This window comes from Novosphingobium sp. PhB57 (assembly GCF_004342985.1).
Lineage (GTDB): Bacteria > Pseudomonadota > Alphaproteobacteria > Sphingomonadales > Sphingomonadaceae > Novosphingobium.
This window is the reverse complement of the sequence record NZ_SMBO01000001.1, coordinates 621,667-644,532: the sequence shown is the minus strand read 5'-3', so window position 1 is coordinate 644,532 and position 22,866 is coordinate 621,667. Positions and strand designations below refer to the sequence as shown.

Annotated in this window: 22 protein-coding genes and 1 tRNA gene; 10 read left to right on the top strand and 13 right to left on the bottom strand. The window is 64.9% G+C overall.

Translation table 11 applies throughout. The features are described 5' to 3' along the window. Positions 1-80: 80 nt before the first annotated feature. The 4 genes from EDF58_RS02870 to efp form a co-directional block, all read right to left on the bottom strand. Positions 81-164: transfer RNA gene (locus EDF58_RS02870), tRNA-Leu, on the bottom strand. A gap of 94 nt (positions 165-258) precedes the next feature. Next, on the bottom strand, positions 259-1,074 hold the full coding sequence (locus tag EDF58_RS02865) for an inositol monophosphatase family protein (protein ID WP_132262501.1): 816 nt from the start codon (positions 1,072-1,074) through the stop codon (positions 259-261). A 45-nt stretch (positions 1,075-1,119) separates the two neighbouring features. After that, positions 1,120-1,539, bottom strand: a complete 420-nt coding sequence (locus EDF58_RS02860) for a hypothetical protein (protein ID WP_132262499.1) — start codon at positions 1,537-1,539, stop codon at positions 1,120-1,122. After that, positions 1,539-2,102 carry an elongation factor P gene (efp, locus tag EDF58_RS02855; RefSeq protein WP_132262497.1) on the bottom strand — a complete coding sequence of 188 codons (564 nt, stop codon included), beginning with the start codon at positions 2,100-2,102 and terminating at the stop codon, positions 1,539-1,541. The genes EDF58_RS02860 and efp overlap by 1 nt, the downstream gene beginning before the upstream one ends. A 106-nt stretch (positions 2,103-2,208) precedes the next feature. Here efp and EDF58_RS02850 point away from each other — a divergent pair, with 106 nt between their 5' ends. The 4 genes from EDF58_RS02850 (at position 2,209) to EDF58_RS02835 (ending at position 5,241) form a co-directional block, all read left to right on the top strand. Beyond that, a complete protein-coding gene (locus EDF58_RS02850; protein WP_243654051.1) occupies positions 2,209-2,652 on the top strand; it encodes a hypothetical protein in 444 nt (147 codons plus the stop codon). A 77-nt stretch (positions 2,653-2,729) separates the two neighbouring features. Next, positions 2,730-3,542 (top strand): SDR family NAD(P)-dependent oxidoreductase, encoded by an 813-nt coding sequence (locus tag EDF58_RS02845; RefSeq protein WP_132262495.1) that lies wholly within the window; start codon positions 2,730-2,732, stop codon positions 3,540-3,542. Between the two features lie 14 nt (positions 3,543-3,556). Further along, positions 3,557-4,084 (top strand): nuclear transport factor 2 family protein, encoded by a 528-nt coding sequence (locus EDF58_RS02840; RefSeq protein ID WP_132262493.1) that lies wholly within the window; start codon positions 3,557-3,559, stop codon positions 4,082-4,084. Between the two features lie 311 nt (positions 4,085-4,395). Further along, positions 4,396-5,241 carry an ABC transporter substrate-binding protein gene (locus EDF58_RS02835; protein ID WP_243654050.1) on the top strand — a complete coding sequence of 282 codons (846 nt, stop codon included), beginning with the start codon at positions 4,396-4,398 and terminating at the stop codon, positions 5,239-5,241. Here EDF58_RS02835 and EDF58_RS02830 read toward each other — a convergent pair. From EDF58_RS02830 to EDF58_RS02820, 3 genes are all read right to left on the bottom strand, one after another. Beyond that, positions 5,223-6,026, bottom strand: a complete 804-nt coding sequence (locus EDF58_RS02830) for an SDR family oxidoreductase (protein WP_132262491.1) — start codon at positions 6,024-6,026, stop codon at positions 5,223-5,225. The genes EDF58_RS02835 and EDF58_RS02830 overlap by 19 nt on opposite strands. A 121-nt stretch (positions 6,027-6,147) precedes the next feature. Beyond that, positions 6,148-7,068, bottom strand: a complete 921-nt coding sequence (locus EDF58_RS02825) for an acyl-CoA dehydrogenase family protein (RefSeq protein WP_132262489.1) — start codon at positions 7,066-7,068, stop codon at positions 6,148-6,150. Next, positions 7,068-8,213: an acyl-CoA dehydrogenase family protein gene (locus tag EDF58_RS02820; protein ID WP_132262487.1), complete on the bottom strand. Its 1,146-nt coding sequence runs from the start codon at positions 8,211-8,213 to the stop codon at positions 7,068-7,070. The genes EDF58_RS02825 and EDF58_RS02820 overlap by 1 nt, the downstream gene beginning before the upstream one ends. Positions 8,214-8,474: 261 nt before the next feature. Between EDF58_RS02820 and EDF58_RS02815 the strand changes: the two genes are divergently transcribed. From EDF58_RS02815 to EDF58_RS02800, 4 genes are all read left to right on the top strand, one after another. Then, positions 8,475-8,789: a non-heme iron oxygenase ferredoxin subunit gene (locus EDF58_RS02815; protein WP_132264066.1), complete on the top strand. Its 315-nt coding sequence runs from the start codon at positions 8,475-8,477 to the stop codon at positions 8,787-8,789. An 89-nt stretch (positions 8,790-8,878) separates the two neighbouring features. Further along, complete coding sequence (locus EDF58_RS02810) at positions 8,879-10,060, top strand: acyl-CoA dehydrogenase family protein (RefSeq protein ID WP_132262485.1); 1,182 nt, start codon at positions 8,879-8,881, stop codon at positions 10,058-10,060. After that, positions 10,057-11,058 (top strand): acyl-CoA dehydrogenase family protein, encoded by a 1,002-nt coding sequence (locus EDF58_RS02805; protein ID WP_132262483.1) that lies wholly within the window; start codon positions 10,057-10,059, stop codon positions 11,056-11,058. Before EDF58_RS02810 ends, EDF58_RS02805 begins: the two co-directional genes overlap by 4 nt. Positions 11,059-11,134: 76 nt before the next feature. Then, positions 11,135-12,079, top strand: a complete 945-nt coding sequence (locus EDF58_RS02800; protein ID WP_132262481.1) for a cation diffusion facilitator family transporter — start codon at positions 11,135-11,137, stop codon at positions 12,077-12,079. A gap of 347 nt (positions 12,080-12,426) precedes the next feature. Here EDF58_RS02800 and EDF58_RS02795 read toward each other — a convergent pair whose 3' ends face one another. The 3 genes from EDF58_RS02795 to EDF58_RS02785 all read right to left on the bottom strand — a co-directional run bounded on the left by EDF58_RS02795 (position 12,427) and on the right by EDF58_RS02785 (position 16,310). Next, the gene (locus EDF58_RS02795; RefSeq protein WP_207912805.1) at positions 12,427-13,449 is read right to left on the bottom strand and encodes a transketolase C-terminal domain-containing protein; all 1,023 of its coding nucleotides are present in this window, start codon (positions 13,447-13,449) and stop codon (positions 12,427-12,429) included. Next, entirely contained in the window at positions 13,446-14,444 is a 999-nt protein-coding gene (locus EDF58_RS02790; RefSeq protein ID WP_132262479.1) for a thiamine pyrophosphate-dependent dehydrogenase E1 component subunit alpha, read from the bottom strand. Before EDF58_RS02790 ends, EDF58_RS02795 begins: the two co-directional genes overlap by 4 nt. 177 nt (positions 14,445-14,621) lie before the next feature. Then, complete coding sequence (locus tag EDF58_RS02785; RefSeq protein WP_132262477.1) at positions 14,622-16,310, bottom strand: FAD-binding protein; 1,689 nt, start codon at positions 16,308-16,310, stop codon at positions 14,622-14,624. A gap of 228 nt (positions 16,311-16,538) precedes the next feature. Between EDF58_RS02785 and EDF58_RS02780 the strand changes: the two genes are divergently transcribed. Further along, on the top strand, positions 16,539-17,345 hold the full coding sequence (locus EDF58_RS02780) for an enoyl-CoA hydratase-related protein (protein WP_132262475.1): 807 nt from the start codon (positions 16,539-16,541) through the stop codon (positions 17,343-17,345). A 36-nt stretch (positions 17,346-17,381) separates the two neighbouring features. Here the strand turns inward: EDF58_RS02780 and EDF58_RS02775 are convergent, their stop codons facing one another. The 3 genes from EDF58_RS02775 to EDF58_RS02765 all read right to left on the bottom strand — a co-directional run bounded on the left by EDF58_RS02775 (position 17,382) and on the right by EDF58_RS02765 (position 20,437). Continuing rightward, positions 17,382-17,720 carry a DUF4286 family protein gene (locus tag EDF58_RS02775; RefSeq protein WP_132262473.1) on the bottom strand — a complete coding sequence of 113 codons (339 nt, stop codon included), beginning with the start codon at positions 17,718-17,720 and terminating at the stop codon, positions 17,382-17,384. Positions 17,721-17,838: 118 nt separating this feature from the next. After that, positions 17,839-18,885: an AraC family transcriptional regulator gene (locus EDF58_RS02770; protein ID WP_132262471.1), complete on the bottom strand. Its 1,047-nt coding sequence runs from the start codon at positions 18,883-18,885 to the stop codon at positions 17,839-17,841. Between the two features lie 211 nt (positions 18,886-19,096). Next, a complete protein-coding gene (locus tag EDF58_RS02765; RefSeq protein WP_132262469.1) occupies positions 19,097-20,437 on the bottom strand; it encodes an amidohydrolase family protein in 1,341 nt (446 codons plus the stop codon). Positions 20,438-20,654: 217 nt separating this feature from the next. Between EDF58_RS02765 and EDF58_RS02760 the strand changes: the two genes are divergently transcribed. Further along, the gene (locus EDF58_RS02760; RefSeq protein ID WP_132262467.1) at positions 20,655-22,865 is read left to right on the top strand and encodes an acyl-CoA dehydrogenase; all 2,211 of its coding nucleotides are present in this window, start codon (positions 20,655-20,657) and stop codon (positions 22,863-22,865) included. Position 22,866: the final 1 nt, after the last annotated feature.

Below are 22,866 nucleotides of genomic sequence, written 5' to 3'. Positions count from 1 at the left end.
ACTACCGGATGGACTACCGGAGCCTTCAGAAACGGCGGAACTCTGTCATTCTCGGATAAATCAACCGATTAAGGTTGACATGGTGCCCCTGGCCCGACTCGAACGGGCACGCCTTTCGACAAACGATTTTGAGTCGTTCGCGTCTACCATTCCGCCACAGGGGCACGATCACGTGCTGCCGGTTGTCTTCGAACAGGAGTCGTCAGACGAACCGGCATCGGCGCGGGTGACTTAGCCGCGCCTTGGCTTCGGCTCAAGTCACTTGAGCGCGTTTGCCAGAATCTTGTGGAGACGCGAGTGCAATGCGTCGTTGCCCGCAAGGATTTCCTTGTCGTGGAACGGCTGCGAACGGCCCTTCCAGTCGGAGACGAAGCCGCCGGCCTCGCGAACGAGCAGACAGCCTGCCGCCGTGTCCCACGGCTTGAGGTCGGCTTCCCAGAAACCTTCGTAACGGCCCGCGGCAACCCATGCGAGGTCGAGCGCCGCCGAACCGAACCGGCGGATACCGGCAACCTGCGGGGCCAGGGCGTGATAGATTCGGGTCCATTCTCCCGCGTCGCCGTGCCCGGCAAAGGGAATGCCGGTCGCGATCACGCTCTCGTCGAGATGGCGGCGCGACGACACGCGCAGGCGCTTGTCCTGCAGCCAGGCGCCACGGGCCTTTTCGGCCCAGTAGCTCTCGTCGGTCACGGGGTTGTAGATCAGGCCGGCGGTGACTTCACCCCAGCCCTTCCCGTCCAGGCGCGGTTCCTGCACGGCGATGGAAATCGCGAAGTGCGGAATGCCGTGGAGGAAGTTGGTCGTGCCGTCGAGCGGATCGACGATGAAGCGCGGCTTGTCGGGATCGCCTTCGATCTCGCCCGCTTCCTCGAACAGGTAGCCCCATTCGGGACGCGCTGCGCGCAGTTCGTCCCAGATGGTGCGCTCCGAGGCCTGATCCGCCTTGGAGACGAAATCCGCCGGTCCCTTGCGCGAGACCTGGAGGTGCTCGATTTCGCCGAAGTCGCGGCGCAGACGGCTACCCGCCTTGCGGGCGGCCTTTTCCATGACGCGAATGAGACCGGAGATGGCCATAAAACTTACCTTGTCCTTCGAGTACCGGCACGACGGCCAGTATGATTATCGGCCCTGCGGCGCGGGTTGTTGCGGGGCGGCGCCGGCAGCGGCCGTGGGCTTGTAGCCGCAGATCGCCACCATGGCGCTCAGCAGCTCGCTGGGGTTGTCGCGGTGGATCTTGCCGGCATTCTCGGCAATCACCTTGTCCATCGATTCGCTGATCTTCTGCAGCGAATTGTTGTAGATGCAGCCGACGAGCGCGCCCTTTACCGGGGGCTCGACCTTGTCGGACTGGAGGCCGCTGATCAGCACCTTCAGGTAGAGCATCGCGCTCTCCACTTCGGGCGACGGAGCATGCGCTCCGGCAGCCGGTGCCGGAGCGGCAGCCTTGGCCGGCGCCTTCTTCGGCGCGGCAGCCTGAGCGGGAGCGGAAAGCCCTGCGACCAGAGCAGCCGCGGCGACGAGCGAGGCCAGGGTCCGCATCAGTCAGCCTTCCTGACGTAGGCCTTCTCGTACACGTCGACGACGATGCGCGTGCCGCTTTCGATGTGCGGCGGCACCATCACGCGCACGCCGTTGTCGAGCACGGCAGGCTTGTAGCTGGACGAGGCGGTCTGCCCCTTCACCACGGCGTCGGCCTCGACGATGTTGGCTTCGACCTGTTCGGGAAGCTGAACCGAGATCGGACGTTCTTCCCACAGCTCCAGGAGAACCTGCATGCCGTCCTGGAGGAAGGCAGCGGCATCGCCCAGGAGATCGGCGGGAAGCTGGATCTGTTCGTAGGTCTCGATGTCCATGAAGACGAGCTGGTCGCCCTCCACGTAGAGGAACTGGAAGTCCTTGGTGTCGAGACGGACCTTTTCGACCGTGTCGGCGCTGCGGAAGCGCACGTTGGTCTTGCGGCCATCGATCAGGTTCTTCATCTCGACCTGCATGAAGGCGCCGCCCTTGCCCGGCTGGGTGTGCTGCGTCTTGGCAACTTTCCAGATGCCCTTTTCGTATTCGAGGATATTGCCGGGACGAATGTCGACGCCGCTGATCTTCATGGGATGAACCTTAAGATGGGAAAGAGCCGCTGTACGGGAAAGCATGCGCCCTTAGCCGAGGAGACTGGCTGTGGCAATTGCTTCGCGTGGATGCTAGCGGTTCATCATGATGCGCGCCCTTCATAACGCTCCTTTCGTCGCTTTCCTTCTCGCCGCCGGCTTCGTATCGGTGCCGCTGGCCGCCAGCCCGGCGCCGCCTTCGGTGCCCGGCGGGCCGATCGGCACGCTGGCAGTCGGCCAGTACAACTGCGAGCGGGACGGCTCGGCCGGCGGCCCTGTCGGCATCCGCCTGCCGCAATACGATTTTCGCGCCGTCACGGGATCGAACTACAAGACGCCCGATGGCGTGCGTGGCAGCTATCTCATGACCGGCGACCAGGTCATCATGACCGGCGGCGCGCTCAAGGGCATGAAGATGCACCAGACCTCCAAGGGCTTCTTGCGCCATGTCGGTGCGGACGGCGCCGACAACGACATTCGGTGCGTCCTCACCAAGGGTAGCCGCGGCCAGTTCGACGCGGCTGACAGCGTGAACGAGCCGGAGACCTGATCGCCTCGGCGGTTTGCCCCGCCTGAGGATCCGTCCTAGCCCCTTCCCACCACGATGGGACGAAGGCGAGCGGCGGCATGAATCTCGATCTTTCCGGCAGGCTTGCCGTCATAACCGGCGCCACGGCCAACATCGGCCGGGCCATAGCGCTCGAATTCGCGGCGGAAGGCGCTGATCTGGTGCTCGTGGGTCGCGATGAGGAAGCGGGCGCGGGACTGGTGGAGGCTTGCCTTTCCGGCGGCGCCGGGCGCGCGGTGTTCGTCGCGGCGGACATGCGCGATCCTGCGTCCCCATCGAAAGTATGCGCTGCCGCCGCGCCGATCGGGCCGGTCGACGTGCTCGTGAACAATGTCGGCGGGAATGTGGACCAGGGGCTGTTCGCCGATTCCGACCCGGACCTGTGGATGGCGGACATCGACCTCAATTTCGGCACCGTCCTGCGCATGACGCACGCCGTGCTGCCCGGAATGATCGCCCGCAAGGCCGGCGCGATCGTCAATGTCGGCTCCACCGCGGCTCTGGTCGGGGATTATATGCTGCCGGTCTATTCGGCCGCCAAAGGCGCGGTTCACAGCTTCACGGCCGTGCTGGCCAAGGAAGTGGGCCGGCACGGCATCCGCGTCAACGCCATCGCGCCTTATGCCACGATAGCTTCCGATCCCGCCGCCTTCAGCCGTGGCAGCCGTTTCCATCCCGAATCCGGACTGTTCAGCCGGGGCGGGGAAGCCCTGTCGGAGGAGGACAAGGCGCTCCGCCTGCGCCGAACCGTGGTCGGCCGTCCTTTCGCCATGCCGGAAGAAATGGCGGGCATGGTCGTCTTCCTCGCCAGCGGCCGGGCCAGTTTCATCACCGGGCAGATCTATCCGATCGACGGCGGCGCCTTGCTCTAGAAAGGTAACATGCCATGGCGATCGATGAGACGGCCCTTCAGCTCCTGCTCGACAAGGAGGCGATCCGCGAACTGGTACTGCTCTATTCGCGCGCCATCGACCGGCAGGATATCGAGCTGCTGCGCGATCTCTACGCGCCCGAGGCCACGGATACCCATGGAGACAGCTTCGATGGCAGCGCCGAAGACTACTGCGCCTTCATCGCCAGAGCCTTCCCTCACATGCCCTACAGCGGCCACCACGTCTGCAACCACCTGATCGCCGTGGAGGGTGAGCGGGCGAGCGGCGAAGTCTACGCTCTCGCCTGGCATCTCATCCCGGGACGGGGCGGGGACAGCGAAGAGGACTTCATGGCCGTTCGCTACATCGACAATTATCGGCGCTGCGCGGACCGCAAATGGCGTTTTTCCAAGCGCGTCGTCACTTACGATTTCAAGCTGCGGCGTCCTTTCTCGGGCGGCGGCACGCTGGGACAGGGCACGGCGGATCCCAGCTATGCCCTATGCCCCCCATCCCTCTTCGCGCGCGGCAAACGCGCCTAGGACGGCCGCCTCCGCAGCATCGTGCAGCCTTTTCCCGTCTGATCCATTGTCTGCCGCAATGGAAAGCAGCCGCGGGACTTGGAGCTGAAGATGGCAGGCGTGACGGTGGGCATACTCAACGACATGGCCGACCCGGCACCTGGCCCGGCGACATCGGGGAATGGCTGGAACGTGAGGTTCAGGCGCTGCAAAACGCCGGCCGGATCGATTTCCCGGTCAATTTCGCTTTCGCCTACGGCCTGGGGCTGCCTTCCGGCACCTCGGAAGCCGTCGAGACGGCCTATCGCCAACTGGTCGACGCAGGCGCTGGGATGATCGTGGGACCGGCGATCGGCGACAACGCCCTTGTCATCACGCCTCTTGCCGAACAACTGCGGGTGCCGACGATCAACTGGGCCGGCGCCGAACGCGCCCGCGGGCGCTGGATGTTCCAGCTTCAGGTCGGCAGCCATGAAGACGAATCGCTGCTTATCGCCCGCCATCTCGCAGCGATCGGCGCCACCGGAATTGGTGTCATCCACGACCGTTCCGCCATTGGCACCCGGCATTTCAAGTGCCTCCAGGACGAAGCGCGCGTGTTGGGTCTGGAGATCGTCGCAGCGGAAGGCATCTCCCCCCTGGGCGGAGACGCCGGCGTTCTCACCCAAACCGTGCTCAAGAGCCGCCCCGAAGCGTTCGTCTATCTGGGCCTCGGATTGTCTGCCCCGGCCGCTGCCGCCGTCCTGACAGAGGCGGGCTGGACCGGACCGAAGATCATGAACACGGCCGACCTGCGCGGCTATCACGGCGATTTCTCACAGGCCCTGGATGGCTGGCTCTATCTCGATCTGGTATCCGACGATAACCGAACCCTGAACCGGCTGCTGGCCGAGACGGCGATGGATATGACGCAAGCCCCGGCCGTAGCCCGAGGCCACGACCTCGGCCGCGTGATCGCCGAAGCGCTTGCCCGGGCTCCGGACAGAAGCCGAGACGGGCTTCGGCTCGGGCTGGAGCGGGTCAAGTGGCTCCCCGCGGCGCAAGGCCGCGAGGGTACTCTGCTCGGCTTCGGGGTCTGCGACCGCGGGGCGCTTCACGGCCGCTACCTCGTCATGCGGCAATGGCAGGACGGCGTGAGCCGTGAAATCGCCGGCAACCTTCACATGGACGGCGCGTAACCCCCGTTGAGAGGATAAGTCTGGCCCGTGATCCATTCCGCTGCATCGGAGCACAGGAAGGTCACCAGGCCGGCAACGTCGCTGGACTTGCCGTAGCGGCGGATCGTGTAGCGGGACATCATGGTCTTGGCATGGTCGCCCTGCATGATTTCGGCGAGCTGCCCCTCGGGCATGTCCGGCATCAGCGCCGAGAGCGAAACCGCGTTGCAGGTCACGTTGTAGCGTCCCAGTTCCTTGGCGATCGACCGCACGAAGCCCTGGGCGCCGGCCTTGGCGGACGCATAGACCGCCAACCTCGGCTCGCCGATGCGGCCGGAATCGGAAACGATGGTCACGATCCGTCCGCGCTTCGCCTCGACCATGTTCGGGATGAAGGCGAAGCAGCAGTTGTAGACGCCATAGAGATTGGTGCGCAGATAGCGGTCCCAGTTCGCGGGGTCTTCTTCCCAGAAGGTCTGGCTGGGCCGGATCGTGGCATTGGGACCGGCCATGCCGGCATTGTTGACCAGGATCGTCGCCGGGCCGAGATTCGCGGTTACGGCGGCACTGGCGGCGCGGATCGCGTCGAGGTCGCCCACGTCGAAGGGCACGGCAAGCGCAGGCACGCCCAACGCCCGGATTTCCTCGGCCACGGCTTCCGCCCGTTCGGGCACGAAGTCGTTGACGGCGATACCCCCGGCATTGTGACGCGCCAGTTGCAGCGCCGTTGCCCGGCCCGCGTTCTGTCCCGCTCCCGTTACGATCGCGACTTGCCCGTCCAGATCGATGAGATCCTGTGTCTTCATGGCGTCCTCCACCTGATTTCGTTGTCAGGAGAAGACTTCGCATAGGGCATGGCACGGCGCGATGGACCGAGCACCAATCCGTGCCCGATATCGCAGCGACGGTTCGCCCATCGCTGCGAGGCTATTCGCCCCAGAGCGCCGCCGCCGCGGCCAGGCCCTGCTCTCCGCGGCCGCCCAGTTCCGAAGTGAGCAGCTTGAGGCGATACGTCCACAAATGCAGCGGATGCTCCAGCGTCATGCCCATGCCGCCCAGGAACTGATGGTAATCGTAGCAGACCCGACGCGCCGCCTCCTGCGCGTGGAGCAGCGCCATCGCGGCATCTGCGGCCTCGCCCGTCGCTGCGGCGCGCATGGCCAGCCAATAGGTGCAGTTCGTGAGAACTTGCGCTTCCGCAAGCCGGTGGCGCATGGCCTGGAACGTCGCCAGCGGACGGCCGAACTGCTTGCGCTCGGACACATAAGTCACCGTGCTGGCCAGGGCGGCTCCCAGCAGTCCGGCCGCTTCCGCCGCCATGGCCACTCGCCATGCGCGCGTGATCTCCGCTGGGTCGGCGGCATGCAGGGTCATCGTCTCGGGCATGTCGGCAAGGAACGCGACCGGATAGGCGTAGAGCGTATCCTCCTGCGCCGGCGCAATCTGCTCCTCGCGAGCGGTGAAGCTGCGCACGCCGGACGCGCCGACAACGACCACGGTGGCACCGGGCCGGAGGAAGCGCACCGGCGTGCAGGTCCGTCCTTCTTCCAACAGGCAGATCGGCCGCGGCAAGTCGGGATCGATCAGCGGACGGACGAGCGCAGAAAACGCCGCCTCCACTGCGAAAGGCAGGCGCGCCAGCTTCTCGACCACGAGGGCCGCCGTCACCGGACCGAGTTCTTCCACGGCCAGGACATCGAGAAAACCATTCTCCACCAGCGCTGCATCAAGCTCAGCGCTTTCCAGTGCCAGTCCGGCATCGTGCAAGGGGGCGGATGCGAAAGGCCGAGCCAGTGCCTCGACGAAATCGAGCACCTGCCTCTGGTCTTCATTGAGGGCAAGCTGCATCAGCGTGGCTCCCGCGGCAGTTCCAGCACATCGCTGGCAATGATATTGAGCTGGATCTCTGCCGAACCGGCCGCGATCCCCGCAACGATCCCGCGCTGATGGTGCATCTTGAGATAAGGCGAACCGCCGGCGAGCGCCTCGGGCAGGAACTCGACCACGAAATCGCAGACCGCCCGCTCGGCCATGACGGTAGCGTATCGGGCGGAACTGGACTCCGCGCCGATGGTTAGTCCCTCCGTCCGCTTCTGCACGACAGCATAGTTGGCCGTGCCCGCGCCTTCGCAGAGCGCCGCGCAGCGCGCAGCTTCGATCCGAACGTGCTCGCGGGCGAAGTCTCCCCGATCCTGCAGCATGGCCACGGCCCGGTCGAGCGCGGCGCGGGCCAGCACGAACCGCGGAATGCCCAGACGTTCGTTGCGCAGCGAATAGGCAACGATCTCCCAGGCCTGCCCTTCCTCACCGAAGCGGGCGGTTTCGGGCACGGTCACGTCGTCGAAGAAGACCTCGTGAATGTCGCCCTCGCCGATCAGCGAAGGGATCTGCCGCACGGTAATGCCCGGCGTGTCCATCGGCACGAGGACGATCGTGATCCCCTTCTTCCGGTCGTCACTGGTGCGGGTGAGCAGGAAGCAGGTGTCGGCCAGCCCCGCGTAAGATGTCCAGATCTTCTGGCCGTTGATGACGTAATGGCCGTCGGTCAGCACCGCGCGTGTGCGCAGCGAGGCCAGGTCCGATCCGGCGTCCGGCTCTGAAAAGCCCTGGCACCACAGCGATTCCCCCTGCGTGATCGGTTCGAGGTAACGCGCCTTCTGCTCGGCCGTGCCGTACTTCTGCAGCGTCGGGCCGATCCAGTTGACGTTCATGTACTGGCCGCCGCGCGGTTCTCCGGCGATCCACATTTCCTCGGAAAGGATCTGCTGCTCCCACGGCCCCAGACCCTCTCCACCCATGTCCTGCGGCCAATGCGGAAAGAGCAGCCCCGCCTCCGCCAGTTTGACGCAGAAGCCGCGCGCGAAAGCGGTCAGCGCGGGCGAAGCAGGGCCATGTTCGGAGAACTTCTCCCAGTCATCCGGGAGATTGGCATGCAGGAACTCCCGAATCTTGTGCCGGAACGAATCCTGTTCCTCGGTCCATTCGAACTGCATGGCATCCTTCGTTTTTGCTTTCCCTGGCGTTACCGAGCGCCATCCCCGCTCACAAGCACGGGTCCAACGCCCCGGCGAAAACCGCCCGGGCATGGCGCGCCAGCGCACGGGAAGCGCTCCGGCACGCAGTCTGTGCTTGTCAGGCCGCTTAATCGCGGCGGCGGCTTGCCCATGAAAGCGGCCTCACGGTAAGGCTTCCTGTTCAGGCCCCCTGCCCTGTTCGTGTGCGCCAGCGGGAGCCCAAAGAGAAACGGGATGACGATGACCGAGAAGACCTTCGTGGCCGTGGCGACATTGGACGAAGTGCCGCCCGGCACGAAGCGGGTGGTGGACGTGAACGGGCTCAGCCTCCTGCTGTGCAACACGCTCGACCGCCTGTTCGCGGTGCGCAACTTGTGCAGCCACGCTTACGAAACGCTGGAATGCGGGCGGATGCGGGGTGGCTGGATCTCCTGCCCGGTCCACGGCGCGCGCTTCGATCTTGAAACGGGCGCTCCGATCAATCCGCCTGCCACCATGCCGATCGAGACTTACGAAGTGCGCGTCATCGGCGACAGCATCGAAGTCGCAGTCTAGAGCGCGAACGGGGACTGACACGCCTCGATATCGCCGCGGCGACCCGCCCCTGTCTGGACGCCCCCACGGCCGGGCGGCAAGGACAGGGGATGACCGACACTGCCGATCTAGAAGCCCTGCGAAGCGAAGTCCGCAGCTTCCTCCAAGCCGAAGCGCCCACCGGCTGGCGCGATGCCAGCCGCACGCAGGACGATTTCGTCCGCACCCAGCGCGACTGGTTCGGCAAGCTCGTCCGCGCCGGCTATGCGATCCCGCACTGGCCCGCCGAATATCCCGGCGGCGGCCGCAGCCTGGCCGAGCAGAAAGTGATCTACGAGGAACTGGCCGGCGCCGATTGCCCCCGCTTGTTGCTCTCGTTCGTGTCCACCTACCACGCCTTCGCCACGCTGCACGAATGCGGAAATGCCGAGCAGAAGGCACGCTATCTGCCCAAGATCCTCGAAGGCGAGACATGGTGCCAGGGCTTCTCCGAACCCGGCGCCGGATCGGACCTTGCCGCGATCAAGACGCGGGCCGAACGGAAAGGCGACGTCTACGTCATCAACGGCCAGAAAGTCTGGTCGACGATGGCACAGTTCGCCGACAAGTGCCTGCTGCTGGCGCGCACGTCTTCCGATGGGGTGAAGCAGGCGGGCATCACCTACCTGCTGATGGACATGAAGGCGCCCGGCGTCACCGTCCGCCCGATCCACCAGATCCAGGGCGACGAGGAATTTGCCGAGATCTTCCTCGATAACGTCGAGATCCCGGTTTCCGAACGCGTGGGCGAGGAAGGCAAAGGCTGGGCTGTGGCACAGGCGACGCTCGCTTCCGAACGCGGGCTGACGCTGATGGAGCTGTCCTACCGCATGCGCGGGGCTTTGGGCCGGGTGGCGAAACTGATCCGCGAGCATGGGCACGAGGACGATCGCGGGGTGCTGCGCGATTTCGGCACGCTCGTCACGCAAGTCGACGCCGTCTGCGCGATTGCCGACCAGTTCCTCGACAACCGCATCAACGGGATCGAGCGCATGGGCGACGCCTCCATCGTCAAGAACGCCTATAGCCGGGCCCTGCGCGCCTATTCGGCGCTGGGCCTGCGACTGGGCGGCATGGACGAGCAATATATGGCGCCGATCACGTTCGGCGATCTCAACACCGGCAACTGGATGGCCGATTTCATGAATTCCTATGCCTGGACCATCGCCGGCGGCAGCGAGGAAGTGCAGCGCAACATCATCGCCGAACGCATGCTGGACATGCCGCGCGAGCCGAAGGGGTGGGTGCTGTGATCGAACTCAACGAACTCACCGACGCCGCGCAGAAGGCATTTCCGGCGGAAAAGCTCTCCCCCTCACGCGATGAAAGCTGGCAACTGGCCGCCAAGATGGGTTGGCTGATGGTGCGCCTGCCTGAGGAGGACGGCGGCCTTGGCTTCACGCGGGAGGCTTCGACCGCGCTACACCTCGAAATGGGGCGCGTACTCTCCGCCATGCCGCTGATCCCGGCGCAGCTTGGCCTTCAGGCGATCGCCGCGAGCGAAAGTTTTGCCGAACGTGCAGACTGGCTGGAGCGCATGGCCGGCGGTGATTATGCGCCGCTGCCGATGCTTTCCGCCAGGCTGACCGAAGGATCGGACGGTTCTGTTTCGGGCACGATTTCGGGCGTGTTCGAGGCGGACATGGCCGTCGCCGTGGTCGCGCAACTGCCCAGTGGCTACGCGCTGGTGCCGCTCGACGCACCCGGCGTCTCGCTGATGGAGCGCGCGATCTGGGATCCCAGCCGCCGCCTGTTCGATGTGGTGCTGGATGGGTATGCGCCCAGGCTGATGCTCACTGACGCAGCGGGCGCCAAGGCCCTGCACGACCGGCTTTCCGGCGAAGCGCAACTGGCCCTCGCGGCAGACTGCATCGGCGCAGCCGGCGCGGCGCTGGACATGACCATCGAATACATGAAGGTTCGCCGCCAGTTCGACCGGCCGATCGCGCTGTTCCAGGCCCTGAAGCACCGCGCCGCGGACATGAAGACGCGCATCGTCGTCGCCGAGGCCCTGCTGTGGAAGCGCGCGCGCGACGAGCAAGCCAGCGTCACCGAACTCGCCGCCGCCAAGGTCCTGGCCGCCGAAGCGTTCCGCTTCGTGACCGAGGAGATGGTGCAACTCCACGGCGGCATCGGCCTCACCGACGAGCATCCCTGCCACCTGTTCCTCAAGCGCGCGCTGCTGAACCTGCAACTCTGCGGCAATGCCGACCTGTGGAACGAGCGCGTGGGACGTCAGGCGCTGGGCTAAATCGACAGCCCTTGCGCAACCTCGCACGGGCGGTGACGGTTGGGACTCTTCGAAGTCCTGCGAGGAACCGCCCACGATGAGCGAGACAGGCAGCGTAGCTGCGCATTTCAAGGCCAATATCGTGCTCTATGGCGCGCTGGCGGCCAATCTGGGCATTGCCATCGCCAAATTCGTAGCCGCCGGGATCAGCGGTTCGTCCTCCATGCTGACGGAGGGCGTCCACTCGCTGGTGGACAGCGGCAATCAGGTCTTGCTGCTCTACGGCCAGAAACGCGCCAGCCGAAAGCCGGACCCGACGCACCCGTTCGGCTATGGGCGCGAGCTGTATTTCTGGGCTTTCGTGGTCGCCATTCTGATCTTCGCGATCGGCGCGGGCATGTCGATCTACGAAGGCTTCGTCCATATCCGGCAACCGCACGCGATCGAAGATCCGACGCTCAATTACATCGTTCTGGGCATCGCGTTCCTGATGGAAGGCGCCTCGTGGGCCCTCGCCGTGCGCGAATTCGATCGCGGGCGCGGCGATCAGACCTGGTGGCAGGCGATCCGCCGCAGCAAGGATCCGCCCGGCTTCATCGTGCTGTTCGAGGACAGTGCGGCGCTGATCGGCCTCGTCATCGCGGCGGTCGGCGTCTGGGCCTCGATCCACTTTGCCGACCCGCGGATCGATGGCGTCGCTTCCGTCCTGATCGGCTGCGTGCTGGCGGGCGTGGCAATGCTGCTGGCCCGCGAATCCAAGGAATTGCTGATCGGCGAAGCGGCAGACCCAGTTCTCATCGCGCAAATTCGGGAGGTGCTGAACGGCCACCCTCGCATCGACGCGGTCAATCACATCCGCACGGTCCACACCAGCCCGCAGGCCATCTTCGTCGCCATCAGCGCGGACTTCGACGACAGTCTGATGATGGGCGAAGCCGAAACCCTGATCGAGGAACTGGAGTGCCGGATGAAAGCACTCTCCCCGTGGATTACGTCGATCTACATTCGCCCGGAAAAGCGGGTGGACGCGATGGTGTGGTGATCCGCCTCGGCGCGGCTTGACGGAATTTTGAAAAGGGTATCGCGTTTCGGGCGCTGCTGCGTTCTCATTCCCAAGCTCTTGCACATGCGCCCCCTCCCCGCACTGCTCACTATCTCGTCGCCCCTGCGAAGACGGAGATGACGAGGCCAGAGGGGGGCTTAAGTCGAGCCAGTTCAAATCACGTCGGCTTTGCTTCGAGGAAGCCATCCCCGGCGATCTCTGCTTCAACTCGGTTCCGGCAAGTTCCCCACGCCTAGCCCGGCCAGAAGTGCTCCATCGCCCTATGGCGCAAAAAGACCCCCGCATCGCTGCGGAGGCCCTTCCGTTTGAGTGAATGGCGGTGCCGTTCAGCCCATCGCGACGAGACGCTGGGCTTCGGCAATGATCTCGGGCGGCTGCACGAGGAAGGCGTCTTCCAGCTTCTTCGCGAAGGGCACCGAGCAATAGGGCGCGCCGAGGCGGCCGACCGGGGCCTTGAGCTTGCCGAACAGCGTTTCCTGCACGGTCGCGGCGATTTCCGCGCCGGGGCCGAAGTTGCGGCCCGCTTCGTGGACCACGAGCAGGCGGCCGGTCTTTTCGGCCGAGGCCAGCACGGTTTCCTTGTCCCACGGAGAAATCGTGCGCAGATCGATCACTTCCACCGAGACGCCCGCCTTGGTCAGTTCCTCATAGGCCTGCATGACGGTGAACATCATCTGGCCATAGGAGACGATGGTGATGTCCGAACCTGGCGCCACGACGTTCGCCTTGCCCAGCGGGATCGGGCCCTGATTGACCGGCACGTCCATCGGCACGAACAGCGTCTTGCCGCTTTCGACGATGATGACCGGATCGGGATCCTGGATCGCCGAGAGGTAGAGGCCCTTGAAATCCGCCGGGGTCCAGGGGATCACCACCTTGATGCCGGCAGTGTGGCAGAACCATGCCTCATAGAAGTCGGCATGCTGGCCGGCAGTCTGGTTGCCCGCGCCGGTCAGCGTGCGGATCACCATCGGCACCTGGCTCTGACCGCCCGACATGAAGCGCAGCTTGGCCGCGTGGTTCACGATCATGTCCATCGCGACGGCCGTGAAGTTCATCAGCATGATCTCGGCAACGGGCTTGTAGCCGCCCATGGCCGCGCCGATGGCCGCGCCGATGATCGCCTGTTCCGAGATCGGCGTGGAGCGCACGCGCATCGTGCCGAACTTGGTGGAGAGCCCGCGGGTAACGCCAACGACGCCGCCGCCTTCGTTATCCGCAATGTCCTCGCCCAGCACGAGGACCTTGGGATCGGCCTCCATCGCCTCCATCAGCGCAGCGTTGATCGCCTGAAGGCCGTTCATCTTCACCGTTTCCACGGCGGGGGCTTCGAGAGTTTCAGTGCTCATGCCGGAATCTCCTCGGCAAAGACGTCGCGGCGCAGTTCGTCGTCGGACGGGTATTCGCAGGCCATCGCGAATTCGATGGCGTCGTTCACTTCGGCCTCGATCTTCGCGGTCAGCGCGTCGAGCTGCGCCGCAGTGGCAATGCCGTCGTCGATCAGCTTCTGGCGATAGATCGGCAGCGGATCCTTGGCGATGGCTGCCGCCTTTTCTTCCTTGGTCATGTAGCCGTCGGCGTCGCCGAAGACGTGGCCCATGAAGCGGAAGGTCTTGCATTCCAGCAAGGTCGGTCCCTCTCCCGCACGCGCGCGCTCGATGGCGGCGTGGGCGTGGGCGTAGACATCGGCGGGGTCGTTGCCATCCACGGTGTAGCCCGGCATGCCGTAGCCGATCGCGCGCTTCGAGATCTGGTCGACCGAAGTGCCGTTCTCGTAACGGGTATGCTCGGCAAAGCCGTTGTTCTGGCAGACGAAGATCACCGGCAGCTTCCAGACGGAGGCCAGGTTCAGCGCTTCGTGGAACGCGCCGATGTTGCTGGCGCCGTCACCGAAATAGGCCACGGTAACCTGCTTGGTGCCGTCCAGCAGCGCCGCCCAGCCGAAGCCGTTGGCGATCGGCATGGACGACCCGACGATGCCCGTCGTCACCATCACGCCGGTTTCCGGGTGCGTGAGGTGCATCGGGCCGCCCTTGCCCTTGCAGGTGCCGTCAACGCGTCCGCAGATTTCTGCCCAGAGCGGGCGGAGCGGCATGTCCTTGGCGACCATGTCGTGGATGCCGCGATAGATCGTGCAGATCTTGTCGTCGTTGTTCAGCAGCACCGAGATGGCTGAGGGAATGCATTCCTGCCCACGCGCCGAGTAGTACGGCGCGGTAATGCGGCCGCGACGGATCTGGGTGCGGGTGGCGTCATCGTTGCGCTCGATCCGGATCATCCGGCGGTAAATGTCGAGCTGCGTCTTGGCATCCGGGGATGCCCTGTTCTCCAGTGTCTGGCTCATGTGTCCTCTCTCGAGCAGCCTCTCCGCCCATAGGTGAACCTTGCGGGCTGAACTCAAGTTCAGTACCGCAAGGGCAAGTGTGCGCAAGGGGCGGCCAGACCGCCGCAGCGTTATCGACCAACCGTCGCACCGGCGATGCCTCTCGACCGGCGCTTGACCGCCGACTCCACGCCGCTGTCAGACCTGGTTGCCCAAGCCTGCCGCATGCCTGGCGGCAATCCAGCCGAAGGTCATCGAAGGACCGACACTTGCCCCGGCGCCGGGATAGACGCGGCCCATCGGCGAAGCCGTGCTCACACCGCAGGCATAGAGCCCCTCGATAGGCGAGCCGTCGGCCCTGAGCACGCGCGAGTCGCTGTCGCAGACGACGCCGCCGTAAGTGCCGACATCGCCGGGAACCACCGGGATCGCATAGAACGGGCCCTGCTCGATGGTGCCCATGCAGGCATTGGGACCGTCCTTGAAGAAGGGATCGCCCAGCCAGTTGTCGTATGCCCTGTCGCCGCGATGGAAGTCCTCGTCCCGCCCGCCCCGGACGAAACCGTTCCAGCGCTCGACAGTGGCCTTGAGGGCGTGCTCCGGCACTGCAATCTGCCCTGCCAGCGCCTCGATGCTGTCAGCCCTACGCATCCAGCCGGAAGTCAGCCAGGCGGTCATGTTCTTCTTCGCCATGCCTTTGCCGGCAACCGCGTATTCGTCCATGTACTGCTGATCCATGATCGCCCAACTCGGGATCGCGGGGACCGTGCGGTTGCGCAGCAGCATGTTTTCGCAGAACTCCTCGTAGGAGCCGCCCTCGTTCATGTAGCGAACGCCCGTCTGATCGACCTGGATGGCATGCGGCTTGCCGGTGGTGCTCTGGGTCCCCGGCTTGACATAGTCCGTATCCCAGCCCGGGGCTTCCGACATCTGGAATCCGACCATCTGGTCCATCTGGGCGAGCACGGCGCCCTGGCGCTCAAGTTCGGCATGCATGTCGCCCGTGTCGCTTTCGATGCCGTTCGACCACGCGGCGCGCGTTCCGGGCATATACTTGTCGCGCATCGCCTGGTTCTGCGAGAAGCCGCCGGCATTCATCAACACGCCCAGCCGCGCGCCGATGCGCCAGGGCCTGCCGTCCTTGACCGTCACCACGCCCAGCGCGCGGCCATCCTCGACCACCGTTTCCGTGACCGGGCTGTCGGTGCGGATCTCCGCCGCCTGCCGGTCCAGCACGGCCTTGAGCATCCGCCCCTGCAAGGCGGCGCCCGCCGTCACCCAGTGCTTGCCGGTCAGCTTGCCGGCGACGATCTTCACCGCGGTCTTGAGGAGGATCTTCTTGATCGCCCAGGAATGCCTGGCGAAAGGCAGCTTCATTCCATCGTCGAGACGGATGGGCGCTTCGGCAAAGCCCTGGCGCAGCTTGCCGGCCCATGACTTGCCCAGCGCGTTCTTGTCGAAAGGCACGGCGGTGACCGTGCGGCTGGTCTTCATGCCCCCGGGCAGATCGTCATAATAGTCGGGCCAGAAGCGCGAGCCACGCTCCATCGCCACGCCCTGGGACACGATGAAGTCCAGCATCCGGGGCGCCTCCCGCGCATAAGTGCGGCGGCGTTCGGGGCTGGTCCCGGGGCTGTCGTCACCATCGGGAACGACCGCGTCAAGGTATTGGCAGGCCTGTTCGAAGCTGTCCTCGCCCGGGTCCATGAAGCGGTTGTTGGGGATCCACATGACTCCGCCCGACTTGGCCGTCGTCCCGCCCACCCACGGCGACTTCTCCAAGATGAGCACCGACTTGCCGGCCTGCTTCATCAGCAGCGCCGAGGCCATGGAACCGGCTCCGCTGCCGACGACCACCCAATCGAAGCTCTCGTCGAACTGCGCCATTTACGCTTCCTCTTCCATGACCCGCGGCTGGTGCCGTTCAGGCGTTCAGCGAGGTAGAACGGAACCGCCCGGCCTTGGCAAGGCGAAGAGGCCGACAAAGGCTTGCAAGAGCGAAGGTTTCGCCGGGGCGAAAGGTGATCGCGAAATGGGATTGCCCCTGCCTTCGCCCAGCGGAGCGGTCTATCACCGCCAGGACGACAGCAAGAACCATTGGGAGACCTGACGAACATGAGCGCCATTCCGCCGCTGCCGAACCTGGCCACCATCGCCATGGCCCGCGAGGAACGCCTGCTGCGGATCACGCTCAACCGGCCCGAGGCAATGAATGCGGTCAACCTCCAGCTTCACGACGATCTGGCAGAAGCGCTGTGGTTCGCCCAGGGCGATCCGGGCTCCGACCTCGTGCTGCTGACCGGCGCCGGCCGCGCCTTCTCCGCCGGGGGCGACCTCGACCACATCGAGCATAATGCCCGCAACCCGCACTTGTTCGACCATGAGGCCCGCGTGGCGAAGCGCATCGTCTCGACCCTGCTGGATATCGACAAGCCCGTCGTCTGCCGGATGAACGGCCATGCCGTGGGCCTCGGCGCCACGCTGGCACTGCTCTGCGACGTGATTTTCGCTGCCGAAGGCGCGAAGATCGGCGATCCCCATGTCGGCCTTGGCCTGGTGGCCGGCGATGGCGGCGCGGTGATTTGGGCGCAGCGAATCGGCCTGACGAGAGCGAAGGAGTACCTCCTCACCGGCGAACTGCTGACGGCTGCCAGAGCTGCGGAAATCGGGCTGATCAATCACTGCGTTCCGGCCGAGGAACTTGACGCCCGGGTGGATGCCTTCTGCGCGAAGTTGCTGGCCGGCGCGATGGTGGCGATCCGGGCGACCAAGGTCCTGACCAATCTCGAACTCAAGCGGCTGGCGGCGGCATTGATGGATGCCGGGATCGCCTACGAAAGCGTCTCCGTCCGCAGTGCCGACCATCTCGAAGGGATCGCCGCCCTGAAAGAAAAACGGCCGCCCCGGTTCAGCGGCCGCTGACACGCCTCGCGGACAGGTGCCGCGAGGCTGCGGCAGTCAGGCGGCGGGGGTTACCCGGTCGCCCCTTTCGGTGAACAGTGCGGTGTAGCAAGTGCCCATGTCCTGCGCGTCGCTCTGCGTGAGCTGGCCGGCAGCCGTGGCCTTGCCGATCGCGCCCAGCAGCGCCATCGGATCGTCTGTCTCGATGTCGTAGATCGCGAGGTAGGGGTTGCTGTCGTTGCCGACGAGCCGGGCGACCAGTTCGTAACGCTGGGCACCGGTCATGCCGAAGGTGTTCACCAGTTCCGGCAGGTGATTGCTGTCGTACCAGTGGTGATAGTCCTCCTCGCGCCCTGCCTTGGGGGTCGTGAGGGCGATCAGCTTGTACTTGGGCATTGTCGTGCTCTCCCGTCGATCCGATTGCATCGGTATGCCGCCAGCTTCGACTACGGACATGACGAGGTGCAAGCGCAGCGACGTCCCTTGCGCATAGATCGCTCTGGCGTTTGCGCGGCTATTGAAGGAGCAGGCTGGCGCGCGGCAGACCTGCAAATGGCTCGTTCACCGGACGCGCCGCGGCAGGTGCTGGCAAAGCAGCCACCCCGCCGCCCTCGCCGCGATATTCTCGGGGGTTCAATCCGAACACGCGCTTGAACATGCGGCTGAAATGCGCCGGGCTCTTGAAGCCTACGCCATAGGCGATCTCGCTGATCGAAATGTCCCGCGGATCGCTCTTGCCCAGCCAGTCCTTCGCCTTTGCCAGCCTCTGCTCCCAGACCAGTTCCGAGAACGAGGTTTCGCGCAGGCGCAGCAGGAACGAGAGGTACCGCGGCGAAATCCCGCAGCCCCTGGCCACCATCGCTGTGGAAAGCTGCGGGTCCGAAAGGTGCACCTCGATGAAGCGCAGGACTTCCTCCAGACGGCGGTCGGCAATCGACTGGCGAGAGGGTTGCAAGGCACATAGGGCGCGCATGGCATTGGCGACCAGGCCGATCGCGGTATCCATCAGCAGGCGCGCCGAACTCTCGCCCAGACGCCCTTCATCGGCGAAGACCTCGCCCAGCATCCGCTCGGCCATGGCCAGTTCCGGCCGGCCACCCGCCACTAGCAGCCCCGCGCCAAGGTCCTGCGCGATAGAGGAGCGCAGCACATGGGTGGGCATGGTGACGTGGAGGCTCTCGTGGCTGTCCTCGTCCTTGCGGCATTCGATGAGAAACGGCGTCATCGAACGCGTCACCAACAAGTCTCCCGGCCGCGCCAGCTTGCCGCCGAACTGGTCGGAATAGGACAGCGCCCCCCTTCGCACGAACCACAGGATCGAAAGATCGGTCGCATCTTCGCGGATATGCTGGCGGGACCGCCGGAAGAACAGGTTGCTGGCCGAGCGCTGCCGAATGATCGACATGGCCCCCACGGCCTTGCGCTCCGATCGGACATCGACAGTGCCCGCATCCTCCACCCAGAAATCGCCGCTATAGTACTCCTGGTCGCGGGCGCCCCTGAACACCTGCTGGCAATCGCGGTAGTTGCGCCCGTCGAGCGCAAACAAGGTTTCCGTCATGACCCTCTCCCCGGGTATGAACGCCGGATCGAGCCCGGCCTGCGCCCCGCCGGTTCGAACCGGTCTGTGGGCGCGGATGAAATTATCATCAACCGGCTCGATCAATTCCGCTTTTCGTACGCCAAGGCTCGGCGTCCCTGCACATATCGCCCCCGCGCAAAATCTCGCACAGGGCTTGCAGGCGAGCAGGAACGCCGGATCGAGCCTGCGATCAGGCCTCCTGTTTCTGCATCCGGGCCGTGCGGTCAGTGTCCTCATGCCGCATGAACATCTTCATGATGTCGCCCGAGGTGACCGGACGGGTATCGCCCTCCTCCACCGGACGCTCACCTGCAGATGACTTGGGGCCGGTATCCACGCCCGCCGCCTTCGCCTTCTCGCGCAGAGCGCCGACCGTCAGTTCCGCGCGCGTGAAGTGCTGGAACGGATCGAAGCGGAACCAGCGCATGGCATTCCCGTGCGTGATCTTGTCGATCTGCGCGTCGGTCAGATGGTTGATCGAGGGCCAGAGGTTTTCGGGCACTTCCGGCCATAGCGTGTCGGAGTGCGGATAGTCGCATTCATAGGCGATGTTGTCCTCGCCGATGAACTTGATGTTCTGCAGGCCGAAGGCATCGTCGATGAAGCAGTTCAGGAAGTGCCGCCGGAACATCTCGCTGGGCTTCATCTTCTGGAAGCGCGAGTTGGTCCAGGCCTTGTGCCGCCAGTTGGAAAAGTCCGCCCGCTCGGTGAAGTAGGGCACCCAACCGATCGAGCCTTCCGAAAGCGCGATGCGCATGTCGGGATAGTGATGCAGCGCCTCAAGCTGGAGCCAGTCCGACGCGGCATAGGCGATCGACATCGGCATGGTCGAAATCCACGCCTCGATCGGCGTTTCCATCGAGGCATGGGGCGCCGGATTGCCGCCGCCAATGTGGATGCAGATCGTCATGTCGAGATCGTTGATCGCCTTGTAGAACGGATCCCAATAGGCGTTGTGGATGCTCGGCAGGCCCTGACAGGTGGGGTTCTCGCTGATCGAGACGGTGTGGCAACCCTTGGCCGACACGCGCTTCATCTCGGCGATCGTCGCGTCCATATCCCAGGTCGGAAGGATCGCGCAGGGGATGAAACGTCCCGGATAGGCGCCGCACCACTCGTCGATATGCCAGTCGTTATAAGCGCTTACATGGACTTTCGCGAGTTCGCGATCGGGCACGCGGTGGAGGCGCCCGCCGGCAAAGTCGAACACCGAACCGAAGTTTAGCGACGAGGCGACGCCGTTGACGTCCATGTCCTTGATCCGTTCGTGCACGTCATAGCAACCGGCGCGAAGCTGATCGAGCGAGGTCGGCTCCATGCCGTATTCCTCGAAGGGCCGGCCGACCACCGCGTTCAAGCCAACCGAGGGGAACTTCATCCCCTGATAGACCCACAAGTCCTTGCCGTTCTCGTCCTGGATCAGCTTCGGCGCCGAGTCGAGCGCGGCACCGGAAAGGTGATTCTGGAACAGATCCGGCGGCTCGCTGATATGATCGTCGACGCTGATCAGCACCATGTCGTTCATTTGCATGACGGCACTCCCAAAGTTGCCGGGCCGGATCGGCTGCCGGCGGGCGCATCTTTATCGGCGCCTTGACCGGGGAAGCTACGCCTCCCCTCTTCGGGCGGCCAGCGCGCGTTTCCAGCTATCGCGCCCGCGATTGCGTGGGCCGGGCGATTGAACGGGGCGACGAGGTATGATGTTGACGAGGAAACACGAAAACCAAAAGCCCCGGGGAAAGCCTGAAATGAACTTCGACCTCACCGACGAACAGGGCATGATGCGCGACACCTTCGCGCGCTTCCTCGACGAACATTCCAGTTCCACGCGCGTACGCAAGGCGCAGGAATCCGGCGGCTTCGATCCCGAATTGTGGTCGGGCCTTGCCGAACTCGGCGCCTTTGCGATGCGCGTGCCTGAAGAGGCGGACGGCATGGGCCTCGGCCTGTTTGACGCCGGTCTGCTGATGGAAGAGGCGGGCCGCACGCTCGCCTCCGGTCCGCTGGCCGAAGCATTGGTAGCGACGCGCCTGCTGGGCCTGCTGGGCGGCCAGGAAGACCTGCTCGCAAGCGCGGTCGGCGGCGAGGCAGTGGTCACCATCGCCATGCAGGATATCGCGCAGTTCCCCAAGCAATGGGTCGCCGGCGGTCTGGTTGCCGACGCGGTCGTTGCCCGCAAGGGTGCCGAGATCGTACTCGTCACGGTGCCCGACGATGCGCGCATAGCGGAGCCGACTCTGGCCTCCACCGCTATCGCCGAACTCGATCTCTCCGCCCTGCCCGTAACCGTGCTTGGCAGCGGGGACCCGGCGCTCGCGACTTTCGCCGCCGGTCTCGAGGAATGGAAGATCCTGATCGCACTCGCGCTCTCCGGCCTCAGCCGGGCGGCGCTGACGATGGCGGCGGAATATGCCGGCGAGCGCAAGGCATTCGGGGTGTTCATCGGCACTTTCCAGGCGCTGTCCCATCCGATGGCGGACCTGATCTGCGAGATCGATTCCGCCAAGTTCCTCGCCTGGAAAGCCATGCGCTCGATCGCCGACGGCGATGCGGCAGCCGGCGCGCAAGTGTCACTGGCTGCGTGGTACGCCTCGGGCGCGGCGGGCCGCACCGTGCGCCATGCCGTGCAGACCTTCGGCGGCATCGGCCTCACCACCGAGCATGACGTCCACCTCTACAACTTGCGCGCCAAGGCGTGGCCGCTGGTCGCGGGCGACCCCGAGGACTGGCTGGCAGAGGCCGGGCGCCGACTCTACGCCCACGAAAAGGCCAGCCTTCCCGATGTGGGCGACGTTCCGGTCGAGTTCGATCTGGGCGAGGATGCCCGCGCCATCCAGCAGGAAATCCGCGCCTTCTTCGCCAGCAACGTCACTGACGAACAGCGCGAGAAGTTTCACTTCTCATGGGAAGGCCACAACCCGGTCATCCACAAGCAGCTGGTCGAGGCGAACCTTGCCTATCTCCAGCTTCCCAAGGATGTCGGCGGACGCGGCCTCAGCCCTTATGCAGTGACCGGCGCGCGCGAGGCTTTCGAGGAAGAGGGCTGGAACAATCCTGTCGCCAATGTCGCGCAGATGGTGGCGCTCATCATGTACCGCTTCGGCACCGAGGACCTGAAGCGCGACGTGCTGTCCAAGGTCATGGCGGGCGATGCGATCTGCTCGCTCGGCTACTCGGAACCGGGATGCGGCTCGGACGTCTTCGCCGCGCAGTGCAAGGCCACCCGGCTTGAGGACGGCTCCTGGCGGATCGATGGCACCAAGATGTGGACGAGCGGCGCCAACCTCACCGACTATGTGCTGATGCTCTGCCGCACCGATCCGGATGCGCCCAAGCACAAGGGGCTGACGATGTTCATCGTGCCGCTCAAGGCCGAAGGCGTCACGATCCAGGCCGTCCATACGTTCATGGACGAGCGCACCAATATCACGTTCTACGACAACGTCAGGATCCCGGACACCTGGCGCCTGGGAGAGATCAACGCCGGAGGCCGCACCATGGCGGCCAGCCTCGAACTCGAACACGGCGGCGGCTTTGCCAAAGTGCAGCGCGCGATGCTCGAAAACGCGGTCGAACTCTGCGAGGAAATCCCGGTGGCGGGCGGCGACAAGCTGATCGATACGCCCAAGGCCCAGATGCGACTGGCCCGCACTTATGCCCATGTCATCGCCTCCGAAATGATCGCCTATCGCGCCAACTGGACGCAAGTCCACGGCAAGGGCAACGGCGCCTATGGGCCGATGGCGAAGATGTTCTCGTCCGAACTCTTCATCACCGACTCGCGCGATCTGCTCGATCTGACGGCGCCCTATTCGCTGGCCAAGCGGAAGGGCGCGGCCAATGCGCTCAATCTCGCCTATCGCCATGCCCATGGGACGACCATTTACGGCGGCACCAGCCAGGTGCACCGTTCGATGATCGCCGAAAAGGGCCTCGGCCTGCCGCGGTCACGTAATTGAG

Excerpts from the sequence above, each read along its gene's own strand:
- EDF58_RS02800 (WP_132262481.1), top strand. The coding sequence starts at position 11,135 with ATGAGCGAGACAGGCAGCGTAGCTGCGCATTTCAAGGCCAATATCGTG.
- EDF58_RS02810 (WP_132262485.1), top strand. The coding sequence starts at position 8,879 with ATGACCGACACTGCCGATCTAGAAGCCCTGCGAAGCGAAGTCCGCAGC.
- EDF58_RS02770 (WP_132262471.1), bottom strand. The coding sequence starts at position 18,885 with ATGACGGAAACCTTGTTTGCGCTCGACGGGCGCAACTACCGCGATTGC.
- EDF58_RS02845 (WP_132262495.1), top strand. The coding sequence starts at position 2,730 with ATGAATCTCGATCTTTCCGGCAGGCTTGCCGTCATAACCGGCGCCACG.
- EDF58_RS02850 (WP_243654051.1), top strand. The coding sequence starts at position 2,209 with ATGATGCGCGCCCTTCATAACGCTCCTTTCGTCGCTTTCCTTCTCGCC.
- EDF58_RS02820 (WP_132262487.1), bottom strand. The coding sequence starts at position 8,213 with ATGCAGTTCGAATGGACCGAGGAACAGGATTCGTTCCGGCACAAGATT.
- EDF58_RS02860 (WP_132262499.1), bottom strand. The coding sequence starts at position 1,539 with ATGCGGACCCTGGCCTCGCTCGTCGCCGCGGCTGCTCTGGTCGCAGGG.
- EDF58_RS02835 (WP_243654050.1), top strand. The coding sequence starts at position 4,396 with ATGATCGTGGGACCGGCGATCGGCGACAACGCCCTTGTCATCACGCCT.
- EDF58_RS02785 (WP_132262477.1), bottom strand. The coding sequence starts at position 16,310 with ATGGCGCAGTTCGACGAGAGCTTCGATTGGGTGGTCGTCGGCAGCGGA.
- EDF58_RS02760 (WP_132262467.1), top strand. The coding sequence starts at position 20,655 with ATGAACTTCGACCTCACCGACGAACAGGGCATGATGCGCGACACCTTC.
- EDF58_RS02780 (WP_132262475.1), top strand. The coding sequence starts at position 16,539 with ATGAGCGCCATTCCGCCGCTGCCGAACCTGGCCACCATCGCCATGGCC.
- EDF58_RS02840 (WP_132262493.1), top strand. The coding sequence starts at position 3,557 with ATGGCGATCGATGAGACGGCCCTTCAGCTCCTGCTCGACAAGGAGGCG.
- EDF58_RS02765 (WP_132262469.1), bottom strand. The coding sequence starts at position 20,437 with ATGCAAATGAACGACATGGTGCTGATCAGCGTCGACGATCATATCAGC.
- EDF58_RS02825 (WP_132262489.1), bottom strand. The coding sequence starts at position 7,068 with ATGCAGCTTGCCCTCAATGAAGACCAGAGGCAGGTGCTCGATTTCGTC.
- EDF58_RS02795 (WP_207912805.1), bottom strand. The coding sequence starts at position 13,449 with ATGAGCACTGAAACTCTCGAAGCCCCCGCCGTGGAAACGGTGAAGATG.
- EDF58_RS02815 (WP_132264066.1), top strand. The coding sequence starts at position 8,475 with ATGACCGAGAAGACCTTCGTGGCCGTGGCGACATTGGACGAAGTGCCG.
- EDF58_RS02775 (WP_132262473.1), bottom strand. The coding sequence starts at position 17,720 with ATGCCCAAGTACAAGCTGATCGCCCTCACGACCCCCAAGGCAGGGCGC.
- EDF58_RS02830 (WP_132262491.1), bottom strand. The coding sequence starts at position 6,026 with ATGAAGACACAGGATCTCATCGATCTGGACGGGCAAGTCGCGATCGTA.
- EDF58_RS02790 (WP_132262479.1), bottom strand. The coding sequence starts at position 14,444 with ATGAGCCAGACACTGGAGAACAGGGCATCCCCGGATGCCAAGACGCAG.
- EDF58_RS02865 (WP_132262501.1), bottom strand. The coding sequence starts at position 1,074 with ATGGCCATCTCCGGTCTCATTCGCGTCATGGAAAAGGCCGCCCGCAAG.
- efp (WP_132262497.1), bottom strand. The coding sequence starts at position 2,102 with ATGAAGATCAGCGGCGTCGACATTCGTCCCGGCAATATCCTCGAATAC.